This window comes from Azospirillum soli (assembly GCF_017876165.1).
In the GTDB taxonomy this organism is placed as follows: Bacteria; Pseudomonadota; Alphaproteobacteria; order Azospirillales; family Azospirillaceae; genus Azospirillum; species Azospirillum soli.
The window spans coordinates 74,436-90,107 of sequence record NZ_JAGINQ010000022.1 but is presented as its reverse complement, the minus strand read 5'-3'; the positions used below and the strand labels follow the sequence as shown (position 1 = coordinate 90,107).

At 65.1% G+C, this 15,672-nt stretch carries 16 protein-coding genes; 1 reads left to right on the top strand and 15 read right to left on the bottom strand.

Annotated features, from left to right (window positions below; all coding sequences use genetic code 11):
• Positions 1–104: 104 nt before the first annotated feature.
• The 14 genes from J2852_RS25650 to J2852_RS25585 form a co-directional block, all read right to left on the bottom strand.
• Positions 105–536 (bottom strand): HAD family hydrolase, encoded by a 432-nt coding sequence (locus J2852_RS25650; RefSeq protein WP_209881160.1) that lies wholly within the window; start codon positions 534–536, stop codon positions 105–107.
• Between the two features lies 1 nt (position 537).
• Positions 538–1,839, bottom strand: a complete 1,302-nt coding sequence (locus J2852_RS25645) for a gluzincin family metallopeptidase (RefSeq protein ID WP_209881158.1) — start codon at positions 1,837–1,839, stop codon at positions 538–540.
• A gap of 363 nt (positions 1,840–2,202) precedes the next feature.
• Positions 2,203–2,547: a HesB/IscA family protein gene (locus tag J2852_RS25640; protein WP_209881156.1), complete on the bottom strand. Its 345-nt coding sequence runs from the start codon at positions 2,545–2,547 to the stop codon at positions 2,203–2,205.
• A 17-nt stretch (positions 2,548–2,564) separates the two neighbouring features.
• Positions 2,565–2,966 carry an SUF system Fe-S cluster assembly protein gene (locus J2852_RS25635; protein WP_209881154.1) on the bottom strand — a complete coding sequence of 134 codons (402 nt, stop codon included), beginning with the start codon at positions 2,964–2,966 and terminating at the stop codon, positions 2,565–2,567.
• 12 nt (positions 2,967–2,978) lie between these two features.
• Positions 2,979–3,452: a Fe-S cluster assembly sulfur transfer protein SufU gene (sufU, locus tag J2852_RS25630; RefSeq protein ID WP_209881152.1), complete on the bottom strand. Its 474-nt coding sequence runs from the start codon at positions 3,450–3,452 to the stop codon at positions 2,979–2,981.
• Positions 3,449–4,717, bottom strand: coding sequence for a cysteine desulfurase (locus tag J2852_RS25625; RefSeq protein ID WP_209881151.1), 1,269 nt, complete (start codon positions 4,715–4,717; stop codon positions 3,449–3,451). Before J2852_RS25625 ends, sufU begins: the two co-directional genes overlap by 4 nt.
• An 11-nt stretch (positions 4,718–4,728) precedes the next feature.
• The gene (gene sufD, locus J2852_RS25620) at positions 4,729–6,075 is read right to left on the bottom strand and encodes a Fe-S cluster assembly protein SufD (protein ID WP_209881148.1); all 1,347 of its coding nucleotides are present in this window, start codon (positions 6,073–6,075) and stop codon (positions 4,729–4,731) included.
• A 4-nt stretch (positions 6,076–6,079) separates the two neighbouring features.
• Complete coding sequence (gene sufC, locus J2852_RS25615) at positions 6,080–6,832, bottom strand: Fe-S cluster assembly ATPase SufC (protein WP_209881146.1); 753 nt, start codon at positions 6,830–6,832, stop codon at positions 6,080–6,082.
• Between the two features lie 138 nt (positions 6,833–6,970).
• Positions 6,971–7,264 (bottom strand): GIY-YIG nuclease family protein, encoded by a 294-nt coding sequence (locus J2852_RS25610; protein WP_209881145.1) that lies wholly within the window; start codon positions 7,262–7,264, stop codon positions 6,971–6,973.
• A gap of 166 nt (positions 7,265–7,430) precedes the next feature.
• Positions 7,431–8,918, bottom strand: a complete 1,488-nt coding sequence (gene sufB, locus J2852_RS25605) for a Fe-S cluster assembly protein SufB (RefSeq protein WP_209881143.1) — start codon at positions 8,916–8,918, stop codon at positions 7,431–7,433.
• Between the two features lie 42 nt (positions 8,919–8,960).
• Positions 8,961–9,425 carry an SUF system Fe-S cluster assembly regulator gene (locus J2852_RS25600; RefSeq protein ID WP_209881141.1) on the bottom strand — a complete coding sequence of 155 codons (465 nt, stop codon included), beginning with the start codon at positions 9,423–9,425 and terminating at the stop codon, positions 8,961–8,963.
• A 252-nt stretch (positions 9,426–9,677) separates the two neighbouring features.
• Positions 9,678–10,598, bottom strand: coding sequence for a hypothetical protein (locus tag J2852_RS25595; protein WP_209881139.1), 921 nt, complete (start codon positions 10,596–10,598; stop codon positions 9,678–9,680).
• A complete protein-coding gene (locus tag J2852_RS25590; protein WP_209881137.1) occupies positions 10,595–11,011 on the bottom strand; it encodes a phage holin family protein in 417 nt (138 codons plus the stop codon). Before J2852_RS25590 ends, J2852_RS25595 begins: the two co-directional genes overlap by 4 nt.
• A complete protein-coding gene (locus tag J2852_RS25585; RefSeq protein ID WP_209881135.1) occupies positions 11,008–12,069 on the bottom strand; it encodes a hypothetical protein in 1,062 nt (353 codons plus the stop codon). Before J2852_RS25585 ends, J2852_RS25590 begins: the two co-directional genes overlap by 4 nt.
• Before the next feature lie 250 nt (positions 12,070–12,319).
• Here J2852_RS25585 and J2852_RS25580 point away from each other — a divergent pair, with 250 nt between their 5' ends.
• Positions 12,320–13,558, top strand: coding sequence for a hypothetical protein (locus J2852_RS25580; RefSeq protein WP_209881133.1), 1,239 nt, complete (start codon positions 12,320–12,322; stop codon positions 13,556–13,558).
• 9 nt (positions 13,559–13,567) lie between these two features.
• On the opposite strand, the gene J2852_RS25575 is transcribed toward J2852_RS25580, so the two are convergent.
• The gene (locus J2852_RS25575) at positions 13,568–14,830 is read right to left on the bottom strand and encodes an MFS transporter (protein WP_209881131.1); all 1,263 of its coding nucleotides are present in this window, start codon (positions 14,828–14,830) and stop codon (positions 13,568–13,570) included.
• Between the last annotated feature and the right edge of the window lie 842 nt (positions 14,831–15,672).

Genomic DNA, 15,672 nt, shown 5'->3' with positions numbered 1-15,672 from the left:
TGGCCCAGCTCTCGACGCCATCACCGCAACCGATGCAAAAGCGTGGTTCAAGCTTTGCGGGTACCCGAATCTAAGCTGACCAGAAATCCGCTCTAGGCAGGCAATCAGGCAAGCACGACACCCGGAGCCAGCGCGGCCAGCCCCGCCTGTATGGCAAGGTCGCGCTCCTCGGGAGATTCCCCGATGTACGCGCAGCGGTTGGGCCGGTCACCAAGGCCCGCCCGCAGCGCCGCGTCGAGGAAAATGGCCGGCGCATCCTTCACGCCGAAGACGATCAGCGCCGGCTCGAAATACGGCATCAGGCCACATGCCGTCAGGGCCGCCTTCACCGCGTCGGGCGCAAGCGTCCCAATGTTGGAGATGATGCCAAGGCGCGCGCCGGCCGAACGGAGCCGTTGCAAGGATTGCAGGACGTTCGGCCGGACGGTGAGCGTCACCCCCGACAAGGCCGATGCATCCGCCAGCGTGCCCCCGATGTCGAAGAACAGGACGTTGGTTTCCATTGGCGGCAAGGCTGACGGAGGCATGGCGGTCATCTCATCCCCTTCGTCCGTTGTTGGCCTGCGTCGCCTTGCCCAAGGTCACCGGCGATTCCAGCGACTTGAGCCCGCAATGTTGCAGCGAGCGCGGGCGGAGAAGGATCGATCCCGGCAACAGAGAAATGCCGCGCCAGGCGAAGCAGGAACGGATCGTCTCCTGGTGATAACCGCCAAGCTTGCGGTCGGCGCGCAGAAGCGCCCGAAGCACGTCGTGGTAGGTCAGGTAATTCGGCCGGGCCAGACTGCGCCAGGTTTCCGCCAGCAGGGAGCCAAGATAGTCCCGCGCATCGAGCAGCGCGTCCTTGAAGTCGTCCCCATGTCCTTTGTAGGCCTTCTTGAAGTCATCGTCGATGCGCTTCAGATCCTGACTGCCGCCCGGCCCGGTGGTGGAACGGTCGGCGAGATCCTGGGTGATAAGCCCCCGGCCGACCAGAAGCTTCTGAAACACTTCGACCATAATGTCGAAGATGCCGCCGGTCAGTGGTAGGGAACGTTCGTGCGGTTCCTCGCCTACGTCGGACATTCGCCAGGAGTTGAAAGCGATGCGGATCTGCCGGCTCTTGCTGAGTTCGGCAACACGGGCCAGTTCGTTGACGGTGAAGAGATTGCCGCAGGTGTTGTTCAACAGGCGCGTGACGACGGTGTCGAAGTGCAGGACGGCGATGATCGCCACCAGATCACCCGCCGATTCATGCATTCCACCATAATCGATGGCGGGGTCATTGGGACTGACCGGCACCCCGACCTGGGAAAAGATGATGCCGTGGCCGAGTTCATGGGCGAGAACATCAAAGTTTTCGCAATAGGGGCGCGTGAAGTCGATGCTCCCGGAGTCCTCCCTTCCATAGCCGAATTCCAGGAAGCCGTAGCCGGATTGGGCGTTGTCCCAGACGATCAGCGGGATTAGTTCCAGCCGTGCGAAATCGGATTCAAAGTGCCACTCGATGCGGTGGCCGAAGTAATCTTCCCAAATATCCAAGACCCGGCGCACCGTAGCGTACATCGTCGCACACTTGAACTCTCGGCTGTCCGGGTCGAGATGGTCGAAGTGGCCTTGAGGCCCGCGTTGGATCGGGGGATTTCTTTTTCCTGTGTAGGGAGGGCCAAAGAAATCGCCGTAAGGTAGCTTGTTCACCGCGTCAATGACGAACATTCGGTCATCGGCCGGCCCGTCCTGTATCTGGTCTGGCGGGACGGACACGGTGATCGTTTCGGGATCGTACCCAACGTAGCGCGGTTGCGGGAAGATTCGGAATCTGGTCCCGGTTTCCTTCAGCGCAGAATCGAGTTTTTTTGACATGACGTGCCCTCCCTTTCGATATGACGTGCAAGACGCCTCTCGCCGTTATGCTTTTTCAAGCAATGTCCCGTGTTTCAGGCGGGGCGATGATTGCCAAGGGGAACCGTCTAAAAAGACATCATTAAAAGAATTGGCTGTCAATTTTTGTAAAGGCTTGCTCCTGAATACAGGAATATGTATTTGGAATTTTCCGTGCACCATCAAGCAAGTATGCTTGGCTATTACTTTGGCTGATGATATTTGTGGTGATGCTGCCTCGTCAGGCGGGATGGTCTGTTCCGGGTTCGTACAGCACACAAGTCCGAAAATGCGAAGGGGCCCCAAAGGGCCCCTTGCAACGCTTTGCGCAACGATCCTTGAATCTCACACGTGGAAGCTCTCGCCGCAGCCGCAGCGGCCCTTTTCGTTTGGATTCTTGAAGACGAAGCCGGTCTGGAACTTGTCGTCCACGTAATCCATCTCGCTGCCGATCAGGAACATCACGGCGGCGGGGTCGATGAGGATGGTGACGCCTTTGTCTTCCACCACCTCGTCGAACTTCATCTTTTCCTTGGCGTACTGAACGTCGTAGCTGAGGCCGGAGCAGCCCTTGGTCTTCACGCCGATGCGCAGGCCAATGTAATCGTCGGTCGCCTTCGACATCAGGGCCTTCACGCGCTCGGCGGCGGCGTCGGTGATGGAGAGGGCCTTGGGAAGAGCGGTAGCCATGGCGGTCTTTCGTCTCCTCAGAACATATCCAGTTGGATCCGGGCGACCTCGGACATCATGTCCTGGCGCCAGGGCGGATCCCACACGAGTTCGACCTTGCATGTGGTGACGTCCTCGACGGACTCAACAGCCTGCTGCACCTGAAGCGGCAGTTCACCGGCCACCGGGCACATGGGGCTGGTCAGCGTCATGTCGATCTGGACGTTGTTGCTGTCGTCGATATCGACGCGGTAGATCAGGCCGAGTTCCCAGATGTCCACGGGGATTTCCGGGTCGTAGCAGGTCTTGATCGCCGACACGACCTGATCCATCAGCACGGCGCGCGGATCATAGGCGGCCTTGGCCGCAGCCATGTCCGCTTCCGTCTGGTTCATGGGGCGTGTCTCCCCAGTGTCGTTGGTCATGGCGTCTTCGGACATCGCGGTCACCAGTTATTCGCTTTCGCTCGAAGCCTTGTCTTCGCCCTCGATGGCCGCGTTCAGTGCGTGCCACGCGAGCGTGGCGCACTTCACGCGCACCGGGAACTGACGCACGCCGGACAGCACCATCAGCTTTTCCATGGCCTCCTCATCGACGGGGCCGTGGTCGCAATGCTCGTGCTCGTCCTTGGTGCAGAGGTCGTGGAAAGTCTCGAACAGGGCCTTGGCCTCCGTCTCGGACTTGCCCTTCACGACCTCGGTCATCATCGAGGCGCTGGCCGTGGAGATGGCGCAGCCGCGGCCCTGGAAGGCCACATCCTCGATCACCCCGCCGTGCAGCTTCAGATAGACCATGAAGCGGTCGCCGCACATGGGGTTCTCGCCCTTGGCCTCCCGGTTGGCATCGTCGGGATGCCGGAAGTTCCGGGGGTTCTTGCCGTGGTCCAGGATGACTTCCTGGTACAGCTCGCGCAGCTCGTCCATCATGCTCCGAAGAACTCCTTCACCGCGATCACCGAAGAGACCAGAGCGTCCGCCTCCGCACGCGTGTTGTAAAGCGCGAAGCTGGCCCGCGCCGTGGCGCCGACGCCGAAACGCTCCATCAACGGTTCCGCGCAGTGGCGGCCGACGCGCACCGCGACGCCGTACTGGTCCACGATGGTGCCGAGGTCGTGCGGGTGCACACCCTCCAGCGTGAAGGAGATGATCGGCCCCTTGCCCGGCGCGGTGCCGTAGATGCGCAGGCCGTCGATCTGCGAGAGCTGCTGCGTGGCGTACTGGAGCAGATCATGCTCGTGCGCCGCGATGGCCTCGCGGCCCAGCGTCTCCATGTAGTCGAGCGCGACGCCCAGGCCGATGACCTCGGTGATGGCCGGGGTGCCGGCCTCGAACCGGGCGGGCGGGGCCTTGAAGGTGGTGCCTTCAAAGCTGACCGATTCGATCATGTCGCCGCCACCCTGGTAAGGCGGCATCTTCTTCAGCAGGTCGTACTTGCCGTACAGCACGCCGGTGCCGGTCGGGCCGTACAGCTTGTGGCCGGTCATGATGTAGAAGTCGGCGTCGATGTCCTGCACGTCCACAACGCCATGCACCGCCGCTTGGCTGCCGTCGAACAGCACGGGGATGCCGCGCTCGTGGGCGAGCTTCGCGATGATCTTGGCCGGCGTCACCGTGCCCAGCACGTTGGAGCAGTGGGTCATTGCCACCAGCTTCGTGCGGTCGGACAGCAGGTCGGCGTAGGCGTCCAGGTCGAGCACGCCGAAATCGTCCACTGGGACGACCTTGATCCTGATGCCCTTTTCCATCTGGAGCAGCTGCCACGGCACGATGTTGGCGTGGTGCTCCATGACGGAGACGATGATCTCGTCGCCCTCGTTCAGGAAGGTGCGGCCGTAGCTGCTGGCGACGAGGTTGACGGCCTCGGTCGCGCTGCGGGTGAAGACGATGTTCCGTTCCGACGGGGCGTTCAGGAACTTCGCGACCTTGACGCGCACCGCCTCGAACTGGTCGGTGGCGGTTTGCGACAGGAAGTGAACGCCGCGATGGATGTTGGAATAGTCCTCCTCCAGGAAGCGCGTCATGGCGTCGATGACCTGACGCGGCTTCTGGGCGGAGGCGGCGCTGTCCAGATAGACCAGCGGCTTGCCGGGCTTGCCCTTCCGGTCGTGCACGGTGCGCGACAGGATGGGGAAGTCGGCGCGGACGCGCTCGACATCGAAGGCGGTGGTGTGGTCGAGGATTTGGGTGTCCATGTCCGGTCTCCTCAACGCGCGTTCTGCCAGCCGGCGATGATGCCCTGGAAGGCCTCGCGGACGCTGTCCTCGGGGATCTCCTCCAGCGCTTCGGCCAGGAAGGCGCCGATCAGCAGGCCGCGCGCGGTCTCCTTGTCGATGCCGCGGGCGCGCAGGTAGAAGAGCGCCTCGTCGTCCAGCTCGCCAGCGGTGGCGCCGTGGCTGCACTTCACGTCGTCGGCGTAGATCTCCAGCTCCGGCTTGGCGTCGATCTCGGCCGTGTCGGACAGCAGCAGCGCGCGGTTCTGCTGGTAGCCGTCGGTCTTCTGCGCGCCGGGGCGGACCAGGATCTTGCCCTGGAACACGGCGCGGGCGGTGTCGTCGATGACGCCCTTGTAGACCTCGCGGCTGGTGCAGCTGGGAACGGCGTGGTCGATGAAGGTGGTGGTGTCCACATGCTGGTCGCGGCGCACCATGTAGGCGCCGCTGACGTGGGTGTCGGCCTGCTCGCCGGCCAGTTCGCTGCGCACCTCGTTGCGCGACAGCTTGCCGCCGACGGTCAGGATGAAGTTGTCGTAGACGCCCTTCGCCGCCACCTTCGCCGCCGTGTGCGACAGGTGGAAGGCGTTCAAGCCTTCGCGCTGGACCTTGTAGTGGTGGACCGAGGCGCCCTCGCCGACGAAGACCTCGCCGACATGGTTCGCCAGCGTCGGGCCGGTGCCGAGGCCGATGTGGTGCTCCACGATCACGGCGCGGGCGTTCGCCTCCGCGACGATCAGGCTGCGCGGGTGGAAGGCCGTCGGATGCTCGTCGGAGCCGACCGAGACGAAGACCAGCTCGATGGGCTCGGCGACCTCGACGCCCTTCGGGATGCGCAGCACGGGGCCGTCCGCCAGGAAGGCGGTGTTGAGGGCCACCAGCGGCAGGTCATCGGGGGCGGCGAGGCGGCTCAGATGTTCGCCGATCAGGTCGGGCTGGTGGGCCAGCGCGTCGGCGAGGTTCAGAAGCTCCACACCCTCCGGCAGGCCCGCCGTCGAGGACAGCTCCGCCCGGAAGCGGCCGTCCACGAAGACGAGGCGTGGGCCGGTCGTGCCCTCGGCGCGGACGGTCGGCAGCACGTCGAAGCTGGCGCCGGTCTCGGCCTTCACGGCCGGCTGGAAGGCCAGCTTGTCGAGCGCGCGCAGGTTCGTGTAGCGCCAGGACTCGTTCTTGACGGTCGGCAGGCCGAGTTCCGCGAAGCGGGCGCGGCCCTGGTCGCGCAGGTCGCGCACCCAGGACAGGGTGGCGCCCGGCAGCTCGGCCTTCAGGCGGTCGAACTGCTCCAGAAAGGGCCGGGCGGCTGCCGGGTCAAAGCCGCGGGGAGGGTGGGGAGTCGCCATCGTCTTACGCAGCCTCGTTCACGCCGAACTCGGCGTAGCCGTTCTTCTCCAGCTCCAGCGCCAGCTCCTTGCCGCCCGAGCGCTGGATCTTGCCGTGGGCGAGGACGTGGACGTGGTCCGGAACGATGTAGTCGAGCAGGCGCTGATAGTGGGTGATGACCAGCATCGACCGCTCCGGCCCGCGCAGGGCGTTGACGCCCTCGGCGACGATCTTCAGCGCGTCGATGTCCAGGCCGCTGTCCGTCTCGTCGAGGATCGCGAACTTCGGCTGGAGGACGGCCATCTGGAGCGTCTCGTTGCGCTTCTTCTCGCCGCCCGAGAAGCCGACGTTGACCGCGCGCTTCAGCATCTCGTCGGTCATGTTCAGCGCCTTGGTCTTCTCGCGGATCAGCTTCAGGAACTGCATCGCGTCCAGTTCCGGCTCTCCGCGCTGCTTGCGCATGGAGTTCAGGGCCGACTTCAGGAAGGTGGTGTTGGCGACACCGGGGATCTCGACCGGGTACTGGAAGGCCAGGAACACACCGGCGGCGGCGCGCTCCTCCGGCTCCATCGCCAGCAGGTCCTTGCCGAAGTAGTTCACGGAACCCTTGGTGACCTCATACCCGTCACGGCCGGCCAGCACGTAGGAGAGCGTGCTCTTGCCCGAGCCGTTCGGCCCCATGATGGCGTGCACCTCGCCGGGGTTGATGCTCAGGTTGATGCCCTTGAGGATTTCCTTGCCGTCCACCGTGGCGTGCAGGTTCTTGATCTCAATCATCGTCTTCTTCCGTTCCTTCCTGTCCGCGACCACCGGCTTGTCGGAGTTTTCTGGATCCCCGCCTTCGCGGGGATGACAATCCCCGGAAGCGCTTGTGCTCCTTTCAGCGTCATCCCCGCGCAGGCGGGGATCCAGAACCTAGCAATTCAGCAACTCCGTCAGATCACGCCAGCTCGGGTTTTCCTTCTCGATCAGTCTCAGCTTCCAGTCACGGTTCCATTTCTTGAGCCGCTTCTCCCGCAGGATGGCGTTTTCAGCGTCGTCGTAGACCTCGTAATGGACCAAGGTCTTGACGCCGTGTTCGCTCGTGAAGCCTGGAACCGCTCCCGACTTGTGTTCTTCAATCCGTCTCGCAAGGTCCGACGTCATTCCCACATACAGCGTACCGTTGCGGCGGCTGGCGAGGATATAGACGTAGAACCTCTTCTCCATTCCTGTGCTCGCTATCCGACCTTCATTCAGTCACTTCACCATCCCGTCATCCCCGCGAAGGCGGGGATCCAGAAAACTCCGCACAGAAGCACTTTTGTGCCCTGGATTCCCGCCTTCGCGGGAATGACGATTGACGAAGGATTGAATTCTCGTTCCGCTTCTCCTGTTACCCCACGCTGCCTTCCAGGCTGATGCCGACGAGCTTCTGGGCTTCCACGGCGAATTCCATGGGCAGTTCCTTCAGCACTTCCTTGCAGAAGCCGTTGACGATCAGCGACACGGCGTCCTCTTCCGACAGGCCGCGCTGGCGGCAGTAGAAAAGCTGATCCTCGCTGATCTTCGCGGTCGTTGCCTCGTGTTCGATGCGGGCGGTGCGGTTGCGGCTCTCGATGTAGGGAACCGTGTGGGCGCCGCACTGGTCGCCGATCAGCAGGCTGTCGCACTGGGTGTGGTTGCGCGCACCCTCGGCCTTCGACAGGATCTTCACGAGGCCGCGATAGGTCTGCTGCGCCTTGCCGGCCGAGATGCCCTTCGACACGATGGTCGAGCGGGTGTTCTTGCCGATGTGGATCATCTTGGTGCCGGTGTCGGCTTGCTGGTGGTTGTTGGTGATGGCGACCGAATAGAACTCGCCCACCGAATTGTCGCCCTGCAGGATGCAGCTCGGGTACTTCCAGGTGATGGCCGATCCGGTCTCCACCTGCGTCCAGGAGATCTTGGAGTTGCGGCCACGGCAGGCGCCGCGCTTCGTCACGAAGTTGTAGATGCCGCCCACGCCTTCCTCGTTGCCCGGATACCAGTTTTGGACCGTCGAGTACTTGATGGCGGCGTCATCGTGGGCGACCAGTTCGACCACGGCGGCGTGCAGCTGATTCTCGTCGCGCTTGGGCGCCGTGCAGCCTTCCAGGTAGCTGACGTAGGAGCCCTCGTCGGCGATGATCAGCGTCCGCTCGAACTGGCCGGTGTTGGCCTGGTTGATGCGGAAGTAGGTGGACAGCTCCATCGGGCAGCGCACGCCCTTCGGAATGTAGACGAAGCTGCCGTCCGTGAAGACCGCCGAGTTCAGTGTGGCGTAGAAATTGTCGGTGTAGGGAACGACCGAGCCCAGATACTTCTGCACCAGCTCCGGACATTTGTGCACGGCCTCGGAGATGGCGCAGAAGATGATGCCCATCTCTTCCAGCTTGGCCTTGAAGGTGGTCGCCACCGACACGCTGTCGAACACCGCGTCCACGGCGATGGACGGGCTCTTGCCTTCGGACCCCTCAACGCCGGCCAGGATCTCCTGCTCGCGCAGGGGGATGCCCAGCTTCTCGTAGGTCTTCAGCAGCTCAGGATCGACCTCGTCCAGCGACTTCGGCCGGGCCTTCATCTTGGGCGCGGCGTAGTAGTGCGCGTCCTGGTAGTCGATGGGCGGGTAGGAGAGCTTCGGCCACCAGGTCGGCTCCTCCATCTCCTGCCAGGCGCGAAACGCCTTCAGGCGCCATTCGAGCAGCCATTCCGGCTCCTCCTTCTTGGCGGAGATGAAGCGGACGATGTCCTCGTTCAGACCCTTCGGCGCGACATCCGCTTCGATGTCCGTCGTGAAGCCGTACTTGTACTTCTGCTCCGTGACGGCACGGACCTGATCGACGGTTTCGGTCGTGGCGGGCATGTCTCTCTCGTCCCTAAGATAACGTTTGCAGGTATGACGGCGTCAGACGGCGTGCCGTGTCGTTGCGGGCTCCTCGGGGACCCAGTTCGGGTCGGCCCAGCTTGGCGCCATCATGTCGGCCAGCGTGACTTGTTCCAGCGCGCCGCGGATGGCGCGGTTGACCTTTTCCCAGCCGCCGCGCATGGGGCAGAGCCGCTCCACGCCGCACTGGCTGTCGGACGATCCTTCCACGCAGGCGGTCAGCGCGATGGGACCGTCGAGCGCGGTGATGATCTCCGCGATGGAGATTGCATCGGCGGCCCGGCTCAGCGCATAACCACCGGCGGCGCCACGGTGCGAGGTGGTCAGGCCGGCGGGCGTCAGCGCCTTCATCAGCTTGGCCACGGTGGGGGCGGGCACGCCGGTGCGATCGGCCAGATGGGTGACGGTGTGAACCGTGCCCACGTGGCGCGCCATCTCGCTCATGACGACGATGGCGTAGTCGGTCAGCTTGCTCAGCCGTATCATGGCCGCCCCGATGCAGGACTGTTAATACAGGACTAAATTAGTCCTGATTAAGTGGCCATCATAAGCCCTTTGTCAAGCGGAACCGTGGCCGAGATATCCTCCGAAAGCACTCAGGTATTTTACGGCAGGGGTATCCCGACGCATAATGCGGCGTTCTGTCGCAGCTGCGATCACAAATGAAAGAGCGGCCCCGCGCGGTGAACGCGAGGCCGCCGAGTTTCAGCGTGAAAACGGGGGACGCGGGAACGCGCGTCAGGCGGGCTTGTTCGCCTCTTCCTTGGCGGCGTTGGTCACGTTGGACACGGCGTCGCTGGCCTCTTCCTTCGCCGCCTCGACAGCGGCGCGGGCGGCGCGGGCGCCACGGTCCACGGCTTCCTGGGCCAGCTGCTTGGCGCGATGGGTTGCCTCGTCGGCGTAGTCGCCCATCCAGCGGTTCTCATAGCGCGTGGACGGGATGCTGGCGCCCAGAGTGGCGCCCAGCGCCACGCCCATGACACCGGCGACCAGCGGGTGATCGTCCACCATGTCCCAGAAGCGGCCGGTCGCGCTGTGCATGCGGTCCATTGACATCATGCTTTGGCGGTGATGAGTGTCCTGACCGCTGCCGCCGCTGTAGGTGCGACCGCCGCCGGCCATGCCGCGCACGCTTTCGGACGCGCTGCTTACCGCCTCGCTGGCGCTGTCGTAGGCGCTGCTGGCAGCGTCACGGACGCCTTCGGAGGCGCTGTAGAAGGTGTCGCGGGCGTAGCGGGCGGCGTCGCCGGCACGGTCGCGCATGGTGTGGACGGCACCGCTGCGGGCGATGCGGCGGTCATAGCCGCTGCTGGAAAGGGCAAGCCAGCCAAGCCCCAGCCCGATCATGGCGAGCGGGATCGGGTTGCTGCGCATGGTGTCGCCGACCGACGAGGTCCAGCCGTGCGACTGGCCGCGCCCTCCCTGGTGACGGTCGCTCTGGTAACGGTCGTCCTGGCCGCGATAATCGCGGCCCCCGCTCGAAGTGTTGTGCATCCGGTTCATGGTCTGCTCCATCAGGTGCCGGGGGGCGAGCCTCGCGAACTTGTGCCGAAGCGCGCCGATGGTGTCGTCGATCCGCGACTGGCGTTCGCGGATCTCCCGCTGCATGGCGTCGTAGTCGCGGGGGCGATTCCCGCCGTCGGTCGTTCTGTCGCTCATCGGGCCAGCTGGGACCGCGCCCAGCGCTTGTCGTCGCGCAACGTCTCCATGGTCCGCTGCGGTTGCAGGTTCTTCGCGCTGAGCTTGCCCTTGCCCATCATCGCCAGCGCGCCGCCGATGGCGAGCACGACGACCCCGACGATCAGGGCGGCCAGCCACGGCGCGATGACGTTGGACAGCGCCAGCACGGCGGCGGCCAGCAGGACCAGAACGCCCGCGAAGGCGATCAGCCCACCGGCGGCGACATAGGCGATGCCGCCGGCCGCCTCCCCCGCCTTTTCGGTCAGCTCGGTCTTGGCAAGCTCGATCTCCGCGCGCGCGAGATTGGTGGTCTCGCGCGCCAGATCAGCGAACAGGCCGGCGATTGGCCGGTCTTGCCGGGGATCTCGGTAATGGTCTTCCGCTGCGCTCATGGCAGGGTCCCCTGGGGTTTGGCACCGGTCGCCGGGGTGGATCCGAGGGTGGCGTCCGGCACGCCGGCGTTGGTCTTTCCGGCGTCGGTCTTGGCCGTATCGGGTTTGGCCGTGCCCGTGGCCGTGTCGGTCTTGCCCTCGTTCGGCTTGGCGCTGCCGATGTCGGACGAGCCGGACGAGATCGGTTCGGGCGAGCCGCCGGCCATCAACTCGGCCGCGTCACGGGTGCGGGCGGCGGCCGTGGCGCTGGTGGCGGTGTTGGTCGGCGCGGTGCCGGTGGTGGCGTAGTTGCCGGTCCGCGCACGGTCGGTGCCGCCGGTCGAGCCCGCGATGCCGCCGGCCATGCCACGGCTAGACGTGCCGGTGTCGGACATGCCACTGCGCCCCATACCCCCGGACATGCCCCCGGACATACCGATGTCGGACTGGCCGTAATCGCGGTCGTCATGCCCGTAGCGGGAGGTCATGCGCGACGATGTTCCGCCGTGAAATCGGCTCTCTCCCGAGCTTTTGACGAAGCGTGCGAACAGGAAGCCGACCGCGAAGGCCGCGCCCACAAACACTTCCGGCTGGCGGCGGGCGAAGCGTTCGACCTGGCCGACCATGTCGTCCACGGTGGAGTTGCGCAGCATGTCGGCGACCTGCTCGACCCGGTCAGCAGCCTGGCCGGCGTAGTGGGCGGCGGTGCCGTTGTTCTCGTGGCTCAACTGCTCGGCCGCCTTGTGCAGCGCGTTGGCGACGCTGCCCAGCTGGTCGGCGGCGCGGTGCGTCTGCTGTTCCATCAGCGAGCGGATGCGGCCCTGCGCGGCGTCGACGGTCTGGCGGCCGGATTCCGTGGCCTCGTTGGCCATACGGTTCAGGTTGTTGCGGTTCAGGTCGTTCGACATGCGGCCCGTGTCGTTCTGCTGACCCATGCTGTTCCCTTGGCCGAAAGTGTTCGATTGAGAGGCGTTCGACGGGTTGGCGCTCGGCTGGCCGGAGATGTTCTGATCCCGGCCCATCGGATCCGATGCCTTGCGGTTCGGTCCGCCGGTGCCCGACGTGTCGCGGTCTGCCATCTGCTTTCCTCCTGAGATTTGATTCTCTCCGCGGCATGCGGCGTCTGGCCGCGCGTTGCGGCGTCCGATGACTGCCTTTCAAACAACAGCGCAGGCTTCAGGGTTCCGGCGTGTGTACAGGACATTGTGGAGGCAACGCGGGGTTGCCGTGCGCAACGGACGAACGCGTGTCGGAAATGGACAAACCGAAAAAGCGTGCTAAACTTGTGCGCGCATGAGTCACGTCCCCGTTGCACCGGAGGAGGCGGGCATGAACGGCATCTACTCCGTGTTGTCCGACAGCCAGACGGGCATGTACCGGCTTCAGCAGTCCAAGAAGCAGTGGGAACGGGATCTGGAGGCCATGCAGGGCAAGGACGCCACGCAGCGCCTGACCGACAAGGCCGATCTGGCGCGGCAGCCTTTCGCCCTCACGCCGCAGCAGCAGCGCGACCATGCGTCCGCCATGACCGCGATGGAGGAAGCCAAGCGCATTGGCGGTCCCAAGGCCGCCGCCGAACAGCGGCTGGCCGAGGTCGAGCGCAAGATCCAAGAATTGAAGATGATGATGCGCCACGCCCAGGGCGACCGGGAGAAGCTGGCGCAACTCGCCCGCGAGGCGGCGATTCTGGCGCGCGAAGCCGGCAAGGCCGCGAAGGAATACGGGGCGGGCATCGCCGCCGCCGCCGAGATGGGCAAGCCGGGCGGCGCCGGGGTCGGCATCGAGGTCGAGCGCACCATCACCCGAACGTCGCTGACCGTCGTGCAGACGGAGATGTCCATCGACGTGACCGTGACGCTCAGCCCGGATGCTCAAGCGGCCCAAGCTGCCCAGACCGGGGCTGCCCAGACCGCCACGGACCAGACCGCCACGGACCAGACCGCGACGGGCCAGAACGCCGCCCAGGCGGCAATGCCTCCCCCCTTGCCGCCCGTGCCCGAGGCTTCGCAACCCGAGGACGGTGAGCCTGCCGCCGGGGCGGACGCCGCCGAGGACCCCATGGCCGAGCAGGGCGCCCTGCCGGCGGAACTGGCCGATCTGGTGAACGCGGCGCTGGCAGGGCTGCAATCCGGCCTGGGTTCGGCGAACGGCACTGGTGGAGTCACCGGTGACAAGGGCCGCGACATGATGCAGCGGATGCTTGTCGAAAACGACATGAAGATGTCGCGCTACAAGGAGGCCGACGCCTTCGGCCGCCGGGTGGAGCAGGTACTGGGCCTCGCCAAGAGCATCATCGGCGAAGCCAAGGCCGCCAACGAGCTGGAACAGTCCGAGGAACGCCGCAAGGCCCGCAAGGAAGCCTTCAAGGGCTACGACAAGATTCTGGAAGCCGCGCAGGACGAGGTGAACGACCTGCGCAAGGCCGCCTTCGGCTCCAGCGTCAGCGTGGAGGACTTCCTGAACGCGGCGTCGGACGCCACAGGGGAAGGCGGTGGCGCCGAAGCCGCCGCCGTCACCGCCGGTCCCGCCTTGGCCGGCGCGCAGACGGCGGTAAATCTGCTGGCGTGATCGCCTTTGCTACGCCTTCCGCCTCGGCCAGAACTGCCACGCCAAGGCGGCCACCTGCAACGCCACCACGCACAGCAGCGCCATGCGGTGACCCTCCGCCGCGTAGCCTCCGGACTCGGTCGCGGGATAGGTGCCGATCAGCGCGCCGATGGCCGATTGCAGTGTGAAGGCGACCACGAACATCAGCAGGTTGACGGCGGTGACGACGCGCCCAGCCAGTTCCGCCGGGAAGCCCTGCGAAAGGATCGAATAGCTCATCACCGACGCGGTCGAGAGGAAGGTGTAGAGCGACCAGGCGAGCGCGGGCGGCAGGGGCAAGCCAAGGACCAGCGCCGCCTGCACGGCGACGGCCAGCGTCATGCCCGTCATCTGCACGGCCAGCGGCGTCAACCCCCAGCGCCGGGCCAAGTCGCTGATCATGCCGAAGGACGCGTAGCCCGCCACCATGGCGATGGCCGCGTATTGCAGGTGCGTGGCGACGCCGAGCCGGTCCAGCCCGTCCACGTCGCGCAGCCACGGGCCGGCCCACAGGCTGATGTAGGCGGTGAACGCGCCCTGCACCGCCGCCGCCGCCGGGGCGAGCCGCCAGAAGACGCGGCTGGAGAAGACCGCCGCCGTGCCGCGCAGCATGGTGCCGAGCGTGGCCGTACCGGCGGCGCTGGTGGGCCGGCGCTCCGGCACCATGAAGGCGAGGAAGACCGCCGCCGCCACCGTCGCGACCGCGAGGCCGAGGAACAGGCCACGCCAGTCGGTGACGGTCAGCAGCGCCCGCACCGGCGTGGTGGCGAACACGGCGCCGAGGCCGCCGCAAGCGATGAACAGGCCGTTGATGGTCGGCAGCCGTTCCGCCGGCCACCACATCACGTTGGCGGTCAGCGCGGCCATCAGGCAGGCCGACACGCCCATCCCGATCAGCGCGCGCCCCAAGGCCAGCGTGGCGAGATCGTCGCCCATCGCGAAGATGGCGGCGCCACTGGCCGCGACCAGAAGCAGCACGGCCTCCACCCGCCGGGGGCCGAAACGGTCCAGCAGCAGGCCCAGCGGAGCCTGGAACAGGCCGAAGGCGATGAAATAGGCGCTGGTCAGAAAACCGAGCCCCGCCGCCGTGAAGCCCAACGACGCCGTCAGATCGTCGGCGATCACCGCGTTGACCGTGCGGTAGAGGTAGGACAGGAAATAGGCCAGCGCGAAAGGCAGGAAGACGGTCAGCACGCGCCACAGCACGCTGGGCGGTGTGCTGGGCATGGCCGTTGCGGACGGAGTGTCGGTCACGGGCGTTCTCCGCTCCTTATCGTTATGTTGGGACCGTTATCTTGGGGCGCTATCGTTGTGTCGGCTGCGGGTGTCGGCCCACAACCCCTCCTCTGAGGTGGAGCTAACCTCAAGTGGAGTATCTCCGCAAGGGTAAGACCTCCCATTGCGTGGCATGGGAGCCTCTTGACGGTTTCCCTCGACAGGCGCACCCTTTTCTGCGTGAAGGTTGATGCTATCGCAGCATTGAACGCACGAGGCCGACCGGCCGACTGGCCGGCCGGATAGAAGGCTGGAGTTCAAGCGGCAACGTCTTTGAAGACACCCTCAGCGGGTCTTCGCCGATTGACCACGTTGCCCGTCCGGCTGACCGGCGGTGGGGCCAGACCCGGGTGGCCCCACCGCCGATTGTCTTTCTGGACCCCCCTTTGAAAATTCTTCTCCGCAAATACGGCCAGGGCCTCCGTTTGTCCCTGGACGACGGGTTGCGCTTGGCGTCCGTAGTTCCCTTTTGCATCCGTCCATAGACAATCATGCGGGATTGCAGTTGATCTGCGGCAAAGCTGCTTGCCATTCAATAAGCAAATTATTTCGAAAACCACTCTATCGATAGGGTTAGTGACAAAAAAAGGCCGCAAATGTGCGCAAAAAGGGGGTATATACCGGGCGTTTAACGTGGCATTAACCAGACTGGACTGAATTTAGGCCCAACGGAGGCGGCAAGTGCAGGCATGGGGCCGGCAAGACCGCCCGCGAATTCAACCACGATGCTTGAAAGGCCCGACCATGACCATGACGGGTACCACGCGCGAAGTGGCTGGAGCTGTGACCGGAATGGGGTGCCGGCGCAGACGTGCGGGTCT

What these genes read in the sequence shown, in the direction of transcription:
- J2852_RS25650 (WP_209881160.1), bottom strand. Translation starts at nt 536, where the DNA reads ATGACCGCCATGCCTCCGTCAGCCTTGCCGCCAATGGAAACCAACGTC.
- J2852_RS25645 (WP_209881158.1), bottom strand. Translation starts at nt 1,839, where the DNA reads ATGTCAAAAAAACTCGATTCTGCGCTGAAGGAAACCGGGACCAGATTC.
- J2852_RS25640 (WP_209881156.1), bottom strand. Translation starts at nt 2,547, where the DNA reads ATGGCTACCGCTCTTCCCAAGGCCCTCTCCATCACCGACGCCGCCGCC.
- J2852_RS25635 (WP_209881154.1), bottom strand. Translation starts at nt 2,966, where the DNA reads ATGTCCGAAGACGCCATGACCAACGACACTGGGGAGACACGCCCCATG.
- sufU (WP_209881152.1), bottom strand. Translation starts at nt 3,452, where the DNA reads ATGATGGACGAGCTGCGCGAGCTGTACCAGGAAGTCATCCTGGACCAC.
- J2852_RS25625 (WP_209881151.1), bottom strand. Translation starts at nt 4,717, where the DNA reads ATGGACACCCAAATCCTCGACCACACCACCGCCTTCGATGTCGAGCGC.
- sufD (WP_209881148.1), bottom strand. Translation starts at nt 6,075, where the DNA reads ATGGCGACTCCCCACCCTCCCCGCGGCTTTGACCCGGCAGCCGCCCGG.
- sufC (WP_209881146.1), bottom strand. Translation starts at nt 6,832, where the DNA reads ATGATTGAGATCAAGAACCTGCACGCCACGGTGGACGGCAAGGAAATC.
- J2852_RS25610 (WP_209881145.1), bottom strand. Translation starts at nt 7,264, where the DNA reads ATGGAGAAGAGGTTCTACGTCTATATCCTCGCCAGCCGCCGCAACGGT.
- sufB (WP_209881143.1), bottom strand. Translation starts at nt 8,918, where the DNA reads ATGCCCGCCACGACCGAAACCGTCGATCAGGTCCGTGCCGTCACGGAG.
- J2852_RS25600 (WP_209881141.1), bottom strand. Translation starts at nt 9,425, where the DNA reads ATGATACGGCTGAGCAAGCTGACCGACTACGCCATCGTCGTCATGAGC.
- J2852_RS25595 (WP_209881139.1), bottom strand. Translation starts at nt 10,598, where the DNA reads ATGAGCGACAGAACGACCGACGGCGGGAATCGCCCCCGCGACTACGAC.
- J2852_RS25590 (WP_209881137.1), bottom strand. Translation starts at nt 11,011, where the DNA reads ATGAGCGCAGCGGAAGACCATTACCGAGATCCCCGGCAAGACCGGCCA.
- J2852_RS25585 (WP_209881135.1), bottom strand. Translation starts at nt 12,069, where the DNA reads ATGGCAGACCGCGACACGTCGGGCACCGGCGGACCGAACCGCAAGGCA.
- J2852_RS25580 (WP_209881133.1), top strand. Translation starts at nt 12,320, where the DNA reads ATGAACGGCATCTACTCCGTGTTGTCCGACAGCCAGACGGGCATGTAC.